This is a genomic window from Phaeodactylibacter xiamenensis (assembly GCF_965229835.1).
GTDB lineage: Bacteria > Bacteroidota > Bacteroidia > Chitinophagales > Saprospiraceae > Phaeodactylibacter > Phaeodactylibacter xiamenensis.
In genome coordinates, this window is sequence record NZ_OZ245931.1 from 6,894,255 (window position 1) to 6,909,936 (window position 15,682).

Annotated in this window: 8 protein-coding genes; 7 read left to right on the top strand and 1 reads right to left on the bottom strand. The window is 51.9% G+C overall.

Features of this window, described 5'->3' with window-relative positions; translation table 11 throughout:
- Positions 1-65: 65 nt before the first annotated feature.
- From ACO08I_RS26675 to ltrA, 3 genes are all read left to right on the top strand, one after another.
- On the top strand, positions 66-1,394 hold the full coding sequence (locus ACO08I_RS26675; protein ID WP_421947633.1) for a metallophosphoesterase: 1,329 nt from the start codon (positions 66-68) through the stop codon (positions 1,392-1,394).
- 104 nt (positions 1,395-1,498) lie between these two features.
- On the top strand, positions 1,499-2,137 hold the full coding sequence (locus ACO08I_RS26680) for a hypothetical protein (RefSeq protein ID WP_282782764.1): 639 nt from the start codon (positions 1,499-1,501) through the stop codon (positions 2,135-2,137).
- An 832-nt stretch (positions 2,138-2,969) separates the two neighbouring features.
- Entirely contained in the window at positions 2,970-4,238 is a 1,269-nt protein-coding gene (ltrA, locus tag ACO08I_RS26685) for a group II intron reverse transcriptase/maturase (RefSeq protein ID WP_421947634.1), read from the top strand.
- A 109-nt stretch (positions 4,239-4,347) separates the two neighbouring features.
- Here ltrA and ACO08I_RS26690 read toward each other — a convergent pair whose 3' ends face one another.
- Positions 4,348-5,757, bottom strand: coding sequence for a hypothetical protein (locus ACO08I_RS26690; RefSeq protein WP_421947635.1), 1,410 nt, complete (start codon positions 5,755-5,757; stop codon positions 4,348-4,350).
- A gap of 115 nt (positions 5,758-5,872) precedes the next feature.
- Between ACO08I_RS26690 and ACO08I_RS26695 the strand changes: the two genes are divergently transcribed.
- From ACO08I_RS26695 to ACO08I_RS26710, 4 genes are all read left to right on the top strand, one after another.
- Complete coding sequence (locus tag ACO08I_RS26695) at positions 5,873-10,147, top strand: FG-GAP repeat domain-containing protein (RefSeq protein ID WP_421947636.1); 4,275 nt, start codon at positions 5,873-5,875, stop codon at positions 10,145-10,147.
- 85 nt (positions 10,148-10,232) lie between these two features.
- Positions 10,233-11,042, top strand: a complete 810-nt coding sequence (locus ACO08I_RS26700; protein ID WP_421947637.1) for an SDR family oxidoreductase — start codon at positions 10,233-10,235, stop codon at positions 11,040-11,042.
- A 73-nt stretch (positions 11,043-11,115) separates the two neighbouring features.
- Positions 11,116-13,899, top strand: a complete 2,784-nt coding sequence (locus ACO08I_RS26705; RefSeq protein ID WP_421947638.1) for an ATP-binding protein — start codon at positions 11,116-11,118, stop codon at positions 13,897-13,899.
- Between the two features lie 227 nt (positions 13,900-14,126).
- Entirely contained in the window at positions 14,127-15,314 is a 1,188-nt protein-coding gene (locus ACO08I_RS26710; protein ID WP_421947639.1) for a T9SS type A sorting domain-containing protein, read from the top strand.
- Positions 15,315-15,682: the final 368 nt, after the last annotated feature.

Sequence of the window (15,682 nt, forward strand, 5' to 3'; positions counted from 1 at the left end):
ACCTCATTGCCAACGCAAATGGGCAGGGCTTCCCACCTTTGCGAAGCGACAAAACAAAAAGACTGATGAAGAAAGTAATCCTCCTCGTTTGGGTATCTATGCTCTCCCTGTTGAGTCTTGCGCAGCCTCCGGAGAAGAACCTGCCCCCTGAGCATTTGCAAATTCGCTACGAGCCGCAGTGGTGGCCTGACCGTATCTTACTCACGCCTGCTACCGACCCTGCCACCTCAGTAACGGTCACCTGGCGTACCCGGGCGGAGGTGCGGACTGCTTTCGCTGAAATCGCGCTGGCAGATCCTTCTCCGGAGTTTGACGAGTATGAAAAGGATTATCAGGCAGCAACTGAGCTCTTGGTTTCCGAGTTTGCCCGGGCGGCCTATCATAAGGTCACCTTTACGGACCTCCAACCGGCCACTCTGTATGCTTACCGGGTAGGTGCCGGCGATTACTGGAGCGAGTGGGTGCAGTTTCGCACAGCCTCGGCGGGGCCGGAGCCTTTCACCTTTTTATATCTGGGCGATGCTCAAAACGATTTGCATGAGCATTGGTCAAGAGCGATACGTGCCGCCTACCGGGAAGCACCACAGGCGGATTGGGTACTGCACGCCGGAGACCTTATCAATCACAGCCAAAACGACTACGAGTGGGGCGAATGGTTTCAGGCGGGCGGCTTTATTCACCGCTCTATGCCGGTGGTGGTGCCTCCGGGCAACCACGAATACATCAAAAATGCCGAAAAGCGCAAGGTAGGCATCTCCCCGTTTTGGGGCGCACAGTTCAACTTCCCGGACAACGGGCCGGAAGGGCTGGAAGACCGGTGCTTCTATGTGGACTATCAGGGCGCAAGGATCATCTCCATGGATTCGAATGCCGATTTTGAAAGACAAGCGGACTGGCTCGCTGACGTGCTCGAAGATAACTCCAACCAGTGGACGATCGTCACCTTTCACCATCCGGTTATTTCTCCTTCCGGTGACCGGCAGTGTGAGGAGGTACAGCAGCTTTGGAAGCCCCTGCTTGATCAGTATCAGGTAGACCTCGTACTGCAGGGACACGATCATTCCTACGCCCGCGGACAAGGGCTGATCACTGGTACGAATCCCTATGAGAATGATTCAAAGGTGGTTTATGTCGTCTCTGTAAGTGGCCCAAAGATGTATTCCATTACCGAGCAGCCGTGGATGGACCGGGCGGCTGAGAATACGCAGCTTTTTCAGGTAATAGAGGTCATGGAGAAGGAAATCCGGTACCGGGCCTATACGGTAGATGGGATGCTGTACGATGGTTTTGTGATACATAAACGCCCTGGCAAAACCAATAAAGTTAAAGCCCTGAAGATCAGCTCGAAAAAAGGCCGGCGTTTCGAAAACACCCTCACTAAGCCGGAAAGGTGATAAAAAAAGTTGAATTTTTTTATCGCCCCCTGAACCAATCAAAGTATGAGTTGTCTATGGAGTAGTTTTGCTATTATAAACAAAAGCTAAACTAGTTAAACGCAATGAAGTACACGTTTTTCACTTTCGCTATGCTGCTCTGCAGCCTGTTTGTTGTTAACGCACAAGATAACGCTCCCAAGACACTCTTTGGTAATGGTGGCGGTAGCGCTGAGATCGGGTTTTACGTAGCGCCGGGCTATCAGCTCACGCAGGCTGCCGGTCAAACGGTGCACAGTTTTCAGGGCAGTGCCGGAGTGATTTTCAACAAGCGTTTTGCGCTGGGCGCGGCTTTCTATACGACCCTCAATGAGTTTACCCCTGAGATGGAAATGGACGACCGCCTTTACCTCGACCTGCGCTACGGTGGTGTGCGCGCAGAGTACATTCTCAATCCTGATAACCTTGTACACTTTAGCTTTCCGCTGACGATTGGCGGTGGAGAAGCCTCTATGGACTACAAGAGAGACTTGGATTTCAGCGAGGATCCCTTTGGCGAGGACTACTTCTTTTTTATAGAGCCGGGCGTACAGGCTGAAGTTAACCTGATCAAAAATGCCCGCCTGTTTGCAGGTGCGTCTTACCGCTTTACTTCAGGTTTGGATTACGAGTACAGTAACCCGGCCAACGAGCTGGTCAACATTCAAAGCAGCGACATTAATGGGTTGGCCCTAAACCTGGGCATCCGTTTTGGTCTGTTCTAAGATAGAGTATTTAGTGAATGATAATGCCGCCGGGTGCCCGATTATTTGGGTACCCGGTTTTTGTTTGCATGGCATGCAAACATTTCCGAAGGGCTGAAAGAAGCCCTGGCGCCTAATCGGCGGGAAGCCAATGCGAAGGCAACTGCGTTACTGGCAACGGTAGGGTGGGAAGGAAGCCTTAGCAAGTATGGGGCACGTAGCGGGAGCGAACCGGGAGTGGCGCGGCAGGTGGGTAACCTTGCAAAAAGTGGGAAAGCCCAAAAGCCGGATAACCTGCCACGTTAAAACGGACGGGGTCCCATACAGGAAAGTTTGCTTAACCATGGAAGCCTGTTGGGGTGTCCGGGATTTTTTTTTTTGGACAAGCAGCTAACAAGTCGCAAGACGAGGCAGCAGCCATACGCCAGCAGGTGGCAGATGAGCCCGTAGTAGTTTTAAACTCCGAGCCTTTGAAGCTCTGGTAACAGGGTGGAGGATAAAACTTGGAGGACAAGTTGCGATGGCTGACCGCAAAGCTAGTCAACTTGACTTATCAGCGCCAAAAGTGCTGGTAAGCTGCGAAGGGGCGAAGTTAAATCAAAGCGTCTCCCTCCAAGGGGTCGTTAAGGTACAAGTGAAGACAATCGTCGGTGGGACCCCGATGAGGAATTATGGGAAGGCGGTGACGAGCCCAGCCTGACCAATAATCCGCACGAGCGTTGAGTACGGTGGAGCCAGACAGGGTAGATTGCCATAGAGCTAGAAACGCCCTGCCTCCCGCCAGAACAAACAGCCTGCCTTAATTGCACCTCCTGGAGCTCAGAGAAGCTGCAACGTACAAAGGTTTTTTTTTATGCGAAAATGGTACAGCCTATACGACAAAGTGTACAGCTGGAAGAACCTCATGGAAGCCTACCAGAAGGTAAAGGCGAACCGGGGTGCTGCCGGAGTAGACGGAGTGCGTATCACCGACTTCGATGAGAAGAGGGTGTCAGAGCTGCGCCGTTTGGAAAAAGAACTCAGGACGAAGGCGTACCGCCCGCAGGCAGTAAAACGGGTGTATATCCCGAAGCCTGACGGCAGCGAGCGCCCATTAGGCATACCGACGGTACGCGACCGGGTGGTGCAGCAAGCACTGCTCAACATCCTACAGCCCATTTTCGAGCCGGGCTTCCACCCATCGAGCTACGGCTACCGCCCCGGGCGCAGCTGCGCCCATGCAGTGGCGAAGGCAGAGCGTTTCAGTAACAAGTGGGGGCTGGCTCATGTCGTTGACATGGACTTGTCGAAGTGCTTCGACACGCTGGACCACGGCTTGATACTGGCAGGGGTGGGGGCTAAAGTAAGCGACGGCAGTGTTTTGTCACTGGTCCGCCAAATACTTGAAACGGGAGTTATGGACGAAGGTGCGTATTACCCTGCGGAAGCTGGCAGCCCGCAAGGCGGAGTAATCTCCCCGCTGCTGATGAATATCTATTTGGACAATTTTGACCAGTACATGAAAAGTCAAGGCATCCGGATAGTAAGGTACGCAGACGATATACTGATCTTCGGCTACACGCGCAGTGAAGCTGGGAGGTATCGGTCTATAGCCGCCCAATATCTGGAAGAGGAGCTAAAACTTACGGTCAACGTAAAGAAGACGCACCTCACAACGATATGGGAAGGCATAGCGTACCTGGGTTTTATCATCAGCCGGCGGGGTGCGCGCATACACCCAAAGAGCGTGAAGAGGTTTAAGGACAAAGTCCGCAAGCTGACCCCACGCAACTCCGGGCGTAACTTAGAGCACCAGATAGGGGAGCTGTCGATGCTATTGCGGGGTTTTGCCAACTACTTCCGCATTGGGCAAGTCAAGCGCCTGTTCCGTAATTTAATGAGCTGGATACGCCGCCGCCTGCGGATGAAGCAAATGCGCGAGTGGAAAAGCTGGAAAGGCTTGCATAAACAGTTACGACGGATGGGTTACAAAGGGAGTTTTGAGAAAATCTCTATGGCCCGCTGGCGCAACGCGAGCTGCAAACTGGTCCACATGGCGCTGCCTAATGAGTGGTTTAATAACCTGCACTTGTACGACATGGAGCGGGTGAAAACCAACACGTTGCATCAATACTATGAATAAGATTTAACAGGAGCCGTGTACGAGGCCCGTACGCACGGTTCTGTGAGAGGGATAAAGTAGAAGGATGCATCCTTCTACTTTACCCTACTCAATTAATAGTAATACTACTTTATCTCTTTACTTTCTTACTAATCTGTCGTAGCATCCAGGGTTTTTCCCGGAAGTTTTTGGTAGTTTCCACCTCAGCAGCGAGCTCAAATATCTTGCTTAGGTTGCCGGGTATAAGGCCAAGCAACCGGCGGGTAAACTGAAGCAGCAGCAGATAGTGCTCCCTGTGATAGCCCACATCTTTATGCCGTTGCAGGTACACCCGCATACTTTCCAGCAGGCTGTCTACGGCATCCCACTCTTCCTGTTCGCAAAGTACCTTAAGTTGCAGGGTTTTGGTGCCCAGGTAAAGGAAAGGCTGCCGGGCCTCGATTTTTGCGCAGAGCTGCAGTACACGGTCGGTATCCCCAAGTTCGTAAGCCAGTTTTGCAGAAGTATACCAGGGCAAAGACTCCCGGAAAGCCGGTTTTAGTTTGTCGGAATGGTTACCGATAAACGCCTCCACCCATTCATAATACTCAAGTTTAAGGGCCAGGGACACCATATTGCTGAAGGTGGATTCGGGAAGGTAACCATCTTCTAGCAGGTAACCTTCCTTCAGGCTTTCCTTATAGAGCTGCAAGGCTTCCTGTGCAAAGGCGGTATCCCCAAAATTAAGGGCCCGGATGCAGTAGTTAATCGCCAGTAAATACAAATCCCGGATTTCCTGTCTGGGAAACCCTTTTTTATACACCCTGATGTATTGCCGCAGCAACTGGAAACTACGCTGTGCGCCCGTTACCACCACGGCCTGGTAGCAGGCATGGTAGAGTAGTACTGCCGGATGCTCCAAGAGGCTGGGCCGTTTTTTAATTTCCGCTTCAATAGCAGGGATCATGCCGATTTTGTAAGTCTCCTGGTTGATGACCGAGCGGGCATGTGCCAGGCAAGCTTGCCTCAGCTTCTCCGCAAAGTAATAGGCATCGAGCAAATCAGTGGCCTGTTGCAAGTTGGTCGGCTTGCTACGGTCGTGGCTGTCGACAAAGTCATATTGCTCCCGCTCCAGATGGTAGGTGAAGTGCAGACTGTCGGCAGCGTGGTTGTCCTGAGGTTTTTTGAGGCTGCGCGCCTTTTTCAAACTGCGCTTAAACAGAGTCCGTTGCTGCCGTTGGTGCAGCGCTTGCAGCAGGTGGGTGTACTGCGCCTGCTCATTTTGCTGAAAAGCCTGCCAGGCCAGGAACTGTTCGGCCAGTTTGTGAAAACGGCTAAGCAGCAGATAGTAATCTTGCTTCCGAAAGGGCTGCCCGGGGCATGCTGCTTTGAAAATGGCCTGGGCGTCCGGTGGTTCGGCCTTGTTTTGCCGCCAGTAATCCAGCAGCAGGGGCATCTCCTGCCTGCGGTTGAAGGCAGGGCTTTCCAGAAAAACATGGAATAACTGAATCTCTGAAGAACGGAAACTTTGCAAAAGCTGGAAGGCAACCGGGCGTTTCAATTTGTAGTTTTTATGGTTTAAAAAATTGAAAATCAATTGTAAAGATAATTTAAAGCTTGTATAAATAGTATAAATTGTTCTTGCAGCACCCTCTCAATACCTGCATTTTAGCAGCATGAAAAAGAATATCATGATGGTACGCTACACAAAAAGAGCCTTACTTAGCCTCTTGGCAGGGATGATCTGCTGGAATTTACACGCCCAACTGGAGCGGGAGAACGTGCAGGTAATAATGGACCGCTTCGATCTCCTGGTGGTGAAAACCGGGGATATGGACGGTGACGGGGATGAGGATGTGGTAGCGACCTGTAATGGCTGGGACGGGCACATTGCCGTTTTTGAGAATCTGGACGGACAAGGCCACCTGTCCTGGCCGCGTTTGTATGGTGATTCGGTTTGGGCCGTCAACCGCAACTTTCAGGGGGAGTTTGAGCTGGTAGATATGGATCAGGATGGCGACCTGGACGTCGTGGATGCCTATCGCGCGCGGGAAACGGTACCGTATTGGGCCAACGATGGCTCGGGGCATCTGCAGCCGGGCAGCAATGAGTCTTACGAGTACGGCCCGGTAAAGCCTTACGAGCGTTTTAAAGTCGGTGATGTCAACGCAGATGGCTGGCCGGATGTGGTCGTTGGGCTGGATGCGAATGTGATATGGATAAACCTCAGTGCTGGCAGTGGTCAGCCTTTCTCACCCGGACTGGCTTACAGCGATGTGGTACATCACCCTTCTTTAGTGGACATGGAGCTGGCAGATATCGATCAGGATGGTGACCTGGATATTTTAATGTTGGAAAATTATCACACCTCAGAAAGTACGGAACTGACCCTGCATGTTTTGGAATGGACAGGAGAGGGGTATAGCGCCCTGTATCGGAGCTTTTTGGAGTCTGAACCTGACAAACATGCCTGGTTTGAATGTGATATGTCAGTCGTGGACGTCACAGGTAATGGCTTCCCCGATGCGGTCTATTCCCACACTGGTCACGGCGCCTACGACCGGGCGTATACGGCTTACCTTCAATTAGCACCCTGGGGGGAGGCCCAGATTTTTTGGCAAAGCGGAGAAACTTCTGGTATGATTGCCCACACGATGGCGGATGCAGACCAAGATGGGGACACGGACCTTATTGCCTATCAGCAAAACCTGGGCTATGTCTGGATGGAGCGCATGCCGAACGGTCAGCTTGGCTTCACCAATAATCTGATTGATGATACTCCAACCGGCGTTAAACTGGTTTCAGCTGATCTCAATGGAGACGGCATAGCCGATTTGCTTACCTACGGCGACGATAATGACCTGTTGTCCGGTTCTGTTCCAATCTTTTGGAGAACGGGCCCTTTAAACAGCCAGACTTCACCCGCCTCGCTCAACCGTACTACGTCGTTCCTGCGGGACATCCTGCCCTGGGATTGGGATTCAGATGGGCAAACCGATCTAATGTTTTGCGATGATACAGGCATCGCCTGGTTGCGTAACGAAGGTGCAGGTCAAAATTTTGAAACGCCGGTTTCACTGTGGGATGCTCCGGCCGGGCTTGGTTTTTTTGAGTTTACAGCCTTTGATACAGATGGTTTGCCAGATGGTATAGGAACGGTCTCCTCCGGTGCTGTGAATTGGTTGCCGGTGATTTGGAACAGCAGCACGGGGGATACGCTGTCTTTTCCACAGTTTGAACTTCGACAGGGGCATCATTTTGATGTCGCTGATATCGATGGGGATGGTGATCAGGATGTAGCGCTGCTCACGCGCGAGAGTGGAGTGGTGGTGCTATGGAATGGATGGAGCAACGGAGGCAGCCTGTCCCCTCAGGTGGTCATTCCGGGCCAATTCGGGGCCGCTTATGTGTATTCCGGCATTCTGATGGATGATCTTGATCAGGATGAGGATGCAGACCTTGTACTCCGTCTAAATGATGGGACATTTTTTGCCCTCCAACAGGGGGCGAGTGGTCAGTTTAGCGATTTGCAGGAAATCGGGGGCATGTTTGGCGTAGACCATTTGTTTGCCGGGGACTATGACATGGATGGGCGGCAGGATTTGCGTGGGCGGTACGTTATTCAAGGCATTCAGGGGGTGCTGGGAATGGTGTCTTATGATACGGTTCAGCAGGCATTTACGCCCGCATTGGAGCGTGGTTATGCTGGAAACACTTACATAATCACTGAGGAAAGGCTCAACACAGACAGCTTGCCGGATTATGTGACCGGGGAAGGTTTCTCCTTTAATGTAGGGGCAACGGGTTTTATCTCCACCCCTTTCCTGCCATCGCCCTTTGATCATTACCTGCCCCCGGCTTTATATCAGAATGCCTGCCGGGCAGACCTAAATGGCGATGGCACCCCTGAATTGATCACCGGTAGTCAGGAGATTATGGCCTATCAGCCCAACTTCTCCACTCAGCAACTGGTACAGGGGCAAATGGTCTGGGATACAGCCCTCACCTGTACTTTCAGTACGGATTGGCCAGGGCTCCCCGATGGGCAACTGCTGTTGGAAGGACAGGACGGCCCCCAACAGGTGCTCACACCCACCGCCACGGGCTACTACGCCGGCTATCTGCCCGATGACACTACTGCTTACACGCTTGCTCCGGTACTGCCCAATGACTACTGGCAGGCTTGTCCGGCCGATACTATGCTGCAAGGCACCGGGCCGCACGAGGTAAATTTCGCCGTGTCACCAACCGTTTCCTGCCCCCTCATGGAACTGAATATGGCGCTAAGTCCGGTCCGGCAGTGCTTCAACTCCAATATAGTGCTGCATTATAATAACGCTGGCACGATATCTGCGGACTCCGTGGTGATTCAGCTTTTTTTTGATAGCCGGATGACACCGGTATCTGCCTCTGTGCCCTGGAGTATGCAAACCGATACGTCCCTGACTTTTGAGCTGGGCACTATTGAGGTGGAGGCAGAAGGTGAGGTAGTGGTTCAAATGGAGCCGAACTGCGAACAAATGATTCTGGGCGAGGTGCTCTGCTATCAGGCACGTATCAGCCCGGATACCTTATGCGCGCCTGGCTTGACCGATTGGGAAGGGGGCAATCTCCGGGCGACTTACCGCTGTGAGCAGGACAGCCTGAAGTGGAAAATCGAAAATACCGGCTTTGGCCCGGTGAGCATCCCTGTGCCTTACGAGCTCAACATCGTTAATGATGATATTGTGCTTTTGCAGAGTGGAGGGCTTGAAGTATTGCCGGGGGAATCCATCTTGCTTGCTGCGCCTGCCGATTCCACCGCCTATCTGTTGGAAGCTGCGCAGCCGGAAGGGCACCCCTCACCCGAACCAATCCGACTTTTAGCACAAGGCTGCCTGGCGCCTCTGGATACCGGTCTGGTAACGGCCTTTCCCAACGACAACGGGAGTGTCTTTGAAGCAGAGCAATGCCGACCGGTCATAGGAGCTTATGACCCCAATGTAAAAGAAGCCTATCCCCGAGGGTTTGGCCCCGACCACCTCATCCCCGCAGAACAAGAACTGCAGTACACCATTCACTTTCAGAATGTAGGTACCGATATGGCCCGGAACGTGACCATTCGGGATACCCTATCGCCTGAGCTTGATCTGAGCACATTCCGGGCGGAGGGTGGTTCGCATGAGCATCAGTGGCATTTATTGCCGGATCGGATATTGGTGGTCGAATATCCGGAGATTTTGCTGCCCGACAGCACCAGCAATGAGCCGGAGAGCCATGGATTTTTTGCCTTTTCCATTCAGCCTCTTGCCGGCATTCTTCCTGCTGCCCTCATTGAAAACCGGGCGGGCATTTATTTCGATTTCAACCCTCCCGTCATTACCAACACGGTAACCCATCAGATTGAAAAGCCGGTATTGGCTTCCGTGGTGTATGCCAGCCTTTGCCCGGGAGCGGTTTACCTGGGGCAGGCGCTATATGCAGATACCATTCTGGAAGAGCGCTTTGTGGCGCCCTTACGGGATAGCGTCGTTTGGCATCATGTCGATGTATTGACCCTACAGGATACCACCGTGGTGGAAGTCGGGCTGGCAGAGGCCGGCTGGTGGGAAGGAGTGCTTATACAAGGCGATACGGCCATAACGGAGGCCTATCTCAGCCATGCCGGTTGCGATAGCCTGGTCCGCTACGAAATCAGTATCCTCACGCAGCTGTCGGAGACCGTAGAGAGCGGTGGGTGGTCTCTGGCGCCCAATCCCGCCCGGAGTTTTTGCACCTTATCCGGCCCGGCAGTCCCGGCGGTAGTCCGTATCCTTACGGCTCAGGGACAGTGCCTGCAAACGCTGTCTGTAGTGCGTTCTGACCGGGAGCGCCAATTGCCCCTGCAGGGGCTGCCACAGGGTTTTTACTGGGTGGAGGTGCGGCATAAAGAAGAAGTTGTCCGGTTGCCTTTGGTGGTGCTTAGGGAGTAGTAGGGCGCATAGTTCACGAATCTTCCTATTTTTGTCAATACAACGAGCTATCTTGTAAGTTGGGGTTGTAAGAAAAGGACCATTGATGGATTGGAAAAATAAAGTCGTTCTCATTACCGGGTCGAGTATTGGTATTGGGCGGGAGCTGGCTGCACAACTACTTGCAGAAGGAGCCCGTGTGGTGCTCAATGCGCGTGATGCTGGTCGTCTTTCGCAAACGCTAGAGGCTTTTCAGAAGCAGGGATATGAGGAGCTTGCAGGTATTCCCGGTGATGTTTCCAAGCCCGAAGATTGTGCCCGTTTGGTGGCCGAAACGCTTAACCACTTTGGGCAGCTTGATGTAGTGGTTAACAATGCCGGTATTTCAGCAGAAGGAGATGTAAGTGAGCTTTCGTCTGACGTTTTTCGCAAAGTGACAGAAGTGAATTACCTGGGCAGTGTGTATGTGACACAGCAGTCTTTACCTCACCTTCGTGAAAGCCGGGGTACGGTTTTCTTTGTGTCGAGCATTGCTGCTTTCCGGGGTATTCCGGGGCATGCGGTGTACAGTGCTTCCAAAGTTGCGCTCAAAACATTATCCGAAGCCCTCAGGGTGGAAGAGGAGCAGCATGGTGTTCATGTAGGCATTGCCTTCGTTGGGTTCACCGAAAACGATCCTCAAAAAGCCATTTATGATAAAGATGGAGTGCTTATACCGCAACCATCCCGCGATTTTGTCAAGCAGGAACCCGTTGGGGTAGTTGCTGCCCGTATCATCCGGATGATTGAAAGGCGCGAGGCCAGGCGTATTTTTACCCTGCTGGGAAAGCTGAATGGTTTTGCCAATCGTTTTATACCTGCTGTAGCGGGGCAGATTCTGCGCCGTTCTTATCATCAGCGCAAGAAGACAGGCTGAAAATCAGGATCTGCTCGTAATGCAGGAGCGTTAAATTAAGGAGAGTTACTCCTGAAAACCGTACTTTTGCACCATGGTTGCAAAAAAAGAGAGCAAGGCATTTCTGTCAGGCTCATTTCGTATTAAAGTTGTGGCCGTCCTTGTCGCCTGTGTAGCCCTCGGCCACGGGCTGGCAGGGCAGGATATCCCTCTTTTTCAGATGGAAAGAGCTGTAGAAGCAGAGGTGGATTTGAAAGACACCCTGTATAGCTTCCCTGATGCGGTGGAAGCACTGGCTTTACTGCAACCCTATTTGAACAGCGGGCAGGAAGTTACGGCTGACGGCTCATGGTCTGCTATCCGGCTGTTGAATGCCACCGATCATACCCTACGTGCGGCTTTGAGTTTTTGTATGTATGCAGATGCCGTTCGCCTTTTTGTGGTACAGGATAGCACCCTTATTGATGAGCAGTTCAACAGCCGTTTTGTAACGGATAGGAGGGATCGCCTGCCTTCCCCATACCATTATTTATGGATTAGCATCGATCCCGGGGAAACTCAAACGCTTTTCTTTCAAGCCTACTTTTATGAAGAGACGCCAGAGGCTCACTACCGTCATCTGTCTGTTTATCCGGTATTGCCAACGGTGAATAAAATGATTGACCGGCTCTCCTGGCAGGCATTCTATTCTGGTTTGCTGGTATTGCTTGCGATTCTGGGGGGGCTAATGGCGTGGATTTTCCGGGAGCGTGTCTTTTTGTTTTATTCTGGTCTGATGCTGAGTGCAGCGCTCTATTTTGCTGACCGGTATGGGCTCCTTGGTCTGTTGGCGCAATTTCCAAAACTGACGGACCCTTTACCCATGATCTTATTTGCGCTATCTGGTATTGTGGTGTTCGCCGGGCTGTTTGCGACTGATTTCCTCCAGATGCGACAACAAATGCCGCGGTATTATAAAGTGTACGCCTGGTTTTCCGGATGGACAGCGGTATCGCCTTATCTGCTTATTTTAGTACTCAATGACTTGCAGATTGCCCGGGTGATCACCGATATGTGTCTCGGGCTCTGGGCGCTGCTGAGCATCTTTCCAGTCGCCCGCCTGGCCAGGAAAGGTCAAAGCACAGCCCGCACTCTGATGTGGCCTTTCGTTATTCTGTTTGTCGGCGGAATGTTGTTCCTGTTGGACAATTCAAATATACTTTCCGGGGTGTTTGGGCTGCGGTACAGTTTTCAGGTTGGACTGTTGTTCTTTTCCGGATTCCTGTTTTTCATTTTATTTGAACGGGTCACTACGCTACGCAAAAAGAAAGAACAGTTTGAAGAGCTCAGCGCCCTGAAGACCAGGTTTTTTACCAATCTTTCCCATGAGTTCCGCACGCCACTGACTCTCATGATGGGGCCTTTGCAGCAATTGCTGGAAGGGAATCCGGAGCCAAGGGAACGACAGTTGATGGAGATTGCTTTACGCAATGCCAATAACCAGCTTCATCTGGTAAATGAGCTCCTGGAGTTATCCAGGCTGGAAGCAGGAAAAATGGAGCTGAGAGCCAGCCAACAGGATGTCGTCCCTCTGGTGTACAGCCTGGTCTTCGCCTTTGAATCCCTGGCAGAGGACCGGCAAATCCATCTTTCCTTCAAGAGTGAACAGCCTTCGGTTCATTTGTACTACGAAGCGGGCAAACTGGAAAAGGTGGTCAATAATTTACTTTCCAATGCCTTGAAATTTACGCCTTCCGGAGGCAGCGTTAGTGTAGCCTTATCTCAGCTTGGACAGGAATTATGCCTCAGTGTGTCGGATACAGGGCCCGGCATACCATGGTTGCAGCAGGATAAAGTCTTCGACCGGTTTTTCCAGGTGTCGGCGTCCCCTGAAGTGGGCACCGGTGTGGGGCTGGCACTTAGCCGCGAACTTGTCCGTTTGCATCAGGGCCGCATCGAACTGGAAAGCCGGGAAGGGGAGGGGTCTACTTTCCGGGTTTTCCTGCCGTTGGGAAGCGGGCACTTGCGGGCAGAGGAGCGGGTGGAGGCACCTGTGGAGTCAGGCATTGCATTTAAGGCTTCTATACAGACAACAGAAAAGCCGACCAACCTGCGCGCCTCCACCTCCACCCAACCAGAGGCTACTGTACTGCTGATCGAGGACAATGATGAAGTCCGGGCATTTATCCGGCAGCGTTTGGATACGGCGTTTAAGATTATTGAAGCCGGGGACGGGCAATTGGGCATTGACAAAGCCCGGGAATATATGCCCGACCTTATCGTGAGCGATGTGATGATGCCCCGTAAAAATGGTTATGAAGTGTGCGCTGCCTTAAAGGGGGATGTGCGCACGAGCCATATCCCTGTTATCCTGCTGACCGCTAAAGCCGAGCAGGAGGAAAAACTACAGGGGCTGCGCACCGGTGCGGACGATTACCTGGCTAAGCCCTTCGATGCCGAAGAGCTGCGGGTACGGATTCATAACCTTATTCAGCTACGGCAACAGCTTCGGCAGCGCTTTGCCGCAGCTGTGGAACTTAAACCGGAAGAAGTCGCTGTCAATTCCATCGATCAGGAGTTTCTGGAAAAAGCGCTAGCCATTGTGGAGAGCCACCTTGATGATGAGCAGTTCAGTGTGGATGTCCTCTCCCGGGAAATTGGTCTGAGCCGGCCTCAGCTCAACCGAAAGCTTCGGGCGCTGGTCAATCAGTCCACCAATCAATTCATTCAGTCCATCCGATTGCAACGCGCGGCCGACCTGCTGCGGCAGCAGAGCGGGACCGTGGCCGAAATTGCCTTTCAAACCGGCTTCAGCAGCACTGCTTATTTCATCAAATGCTTTAAGGATAAATACGGGGAAACGCCTGGCAGTTTTTCGAAGAACCAGCCGAAAAGCTAGCATTCAAAAGGGTTTTGATCGGTTTTTGATAGGATATGATCGGTTTTTGATACCTCTCCTCCCGCACTTTACCTCACCTTTGTCTCATCAGTTTTTTGATTTTGGTAGCTACCTTGTTTTACCCCAGTCGTTTGTCTGGGACTGCACAAAAAGACCTATTTGTTTACTTAAGGTGGGAGTAGGACAGATTGCAAAACAACCGTCTTCTCACTAAAAAAATATTACCGATGAGACTAATTATTACAACATTTGCGCTACTGTTTTTGGGTGCTCTGGCACACGCACAGATCACCATCGAGCGCCAGGACTTCACCCTGGAGGCGGGTATGCAGACGAAGGCCTGGTATTTGGATCATACCGGCGCATCTGTACCAGAAATAGGCGAAGGCGTAGTCTGGGATTTCAGTGGTCTGTCGCTTGATGGGAGTTTTACAGCAGATTATGAAGAGCCTTCGAGCCCGCTATTTCCGCAGGCCAATATCACTGAGCCTTCATTCGCCACATTATTGGGCGGGCTGGGCGTACAGACCGGGCTCAACTACAATTCGATTGATGATAGTGGTTATGGTAGTTGGGGAAGTATTGGAGAGCAGGTTACCGTTCCTCTGAGCACTGTTACGGGAATGGACACGGACAATCTTACAATCCTTGAATTGGTTATTCAGTATAATCAACGAAGGGATGTCCTGAAATTTCCGCTTAATTTTGGGGATTCATGGACCCACTCAGAAACTTACAATGTAGACTTTTTGGTGACCGTTGCGGGCTTCGGACTGCAAAACGTACCTGCCGGGCAGACCATACAGGACAGCGTTAGTTATGAGGTTGCCGGTTATGGCACCGTTATCCTGCCTAATCCGGAAGGATCAGATCAGGAGCCGGTTAGTATCGAGGGGTTGTTGATTAAGCGGGACCGGATTACAGTCAATAATTATACATTAGGCGGTCAGCCTGCTCCTCAACTGATGCTTGATGCATTCGGTCTCACACAGGGGGAAAGTCAAATCACCACCCGTTATTTCATTTACGCCAAGGGCTTACCCCGTACGGCTGCCAATATCGGGGTGGACGCCAATGGCGAAATCACTTCCTTCACCATCTCAGATGACATTACTCAGTTGATCAGTTCTACCTCAGAGCCAACGGCGGAACCACTGCAGGCGAAAGCATTTCCCAATCCCATAGTTGCTGGGGAGGCGCTATCTGTGGAGTTACCCACCACCATCCAAAATGGCGCGCTGGAGCTTGTGGACGCTCTCGGACGTCAGGTCGCCATCTGGCCCGTAAGCGGGCTGCAGGGGCAAATTGTATCCTGTAACCTTCCTGCACACCTGCAGGCCGGGCTGTACGTATACCGCATAATGGAAAACAATCAAGAAGTAAGGGGAATCGGGAAGCTGAACGTCATACGATAAGTAAGCTTCCGAAAATGTCAAGGCTGCCTCATCCCGTTTGGGGTGGGGCAGTGCTTTTTTTAGCTTAGGCTTTTCCTGTTTCAATACTACTGATTGCCAGGCGGAACCGGTACCTTATTACTTCATTTCTTTTATTTTTATACGGCAGCAGAAATTTTTAAGAGGACACTCAATCGTGGTTTTGAGAGATTTTATCCAGCCGTCCGTCATGTTGCTATATTCTTGCAGGCTGCTGGCAGAATATAGGTATTGTTTGGAGGCTTGAGGCTCCCGGGTAAAGCCAGACTGGAAATAGGGGCGCATAGTGAGGGTGGCGTGGATTAGAAAACACATAGGCACATAGGGCACATAGTGGATGCTAACTTTGT

What these genes read in the sequence shown, in the direction of transcription:
- ACO08I_RS26675 (WP_421947633.1), top strand. Translation starts at nt 66, where the DNA reads ATGAAGAAAGTAATCCTCCTCGTTTGGGTATCTATGCTCTCCCTGTTG.
- ACO08I_RS26710 (WP_421947639.1), top strand. Translation starts at nt 14,127, where the DNA reads ATGAGACTAATTATTACAACATTTGCGCTACTGTTTTTGGGTGCTCTG.
- ACO08I_RS26705 (WP_421947638.1), top strand. Translation starts at nt 11,116, where the DNA reads ATGGTTGCAAAAAAAGAGAGCAAGGCATTTCTGTCAGGCTCATTTCGT.
- ltrA (WP_421947634.1), top strand. Translation starts at nt 2,970, where the DNA reads ATGCGAAAATGGTACAGCCTATACGACAAAGTGTACAGCTGGAAGAAC.
- ACO08I_RS26695 (WP_421947636.1), top strand. Translation starts at nt 5,873, where the DNA reads ATGAAAAAGAATATCATGATGGTACGCTACACAAAAAGAGCCTTACTT.
- ACO08I_RS26680 (WP_282782764.1), top strand. Translation starts at nt 1,499, where the DNA reads ATGAAGTACACGTTTTTCACTTTCGCTATGCTGCTCTGCAGCCTGTTT.
- ACO08I_RS26700 (WP_421947637.1), top strand. Translation starts at nt 10,233, where the DNA reads ATGGATTGGAAAAATAAAGTCGTTCTCATTACCGGGTCGAGTATTGGT.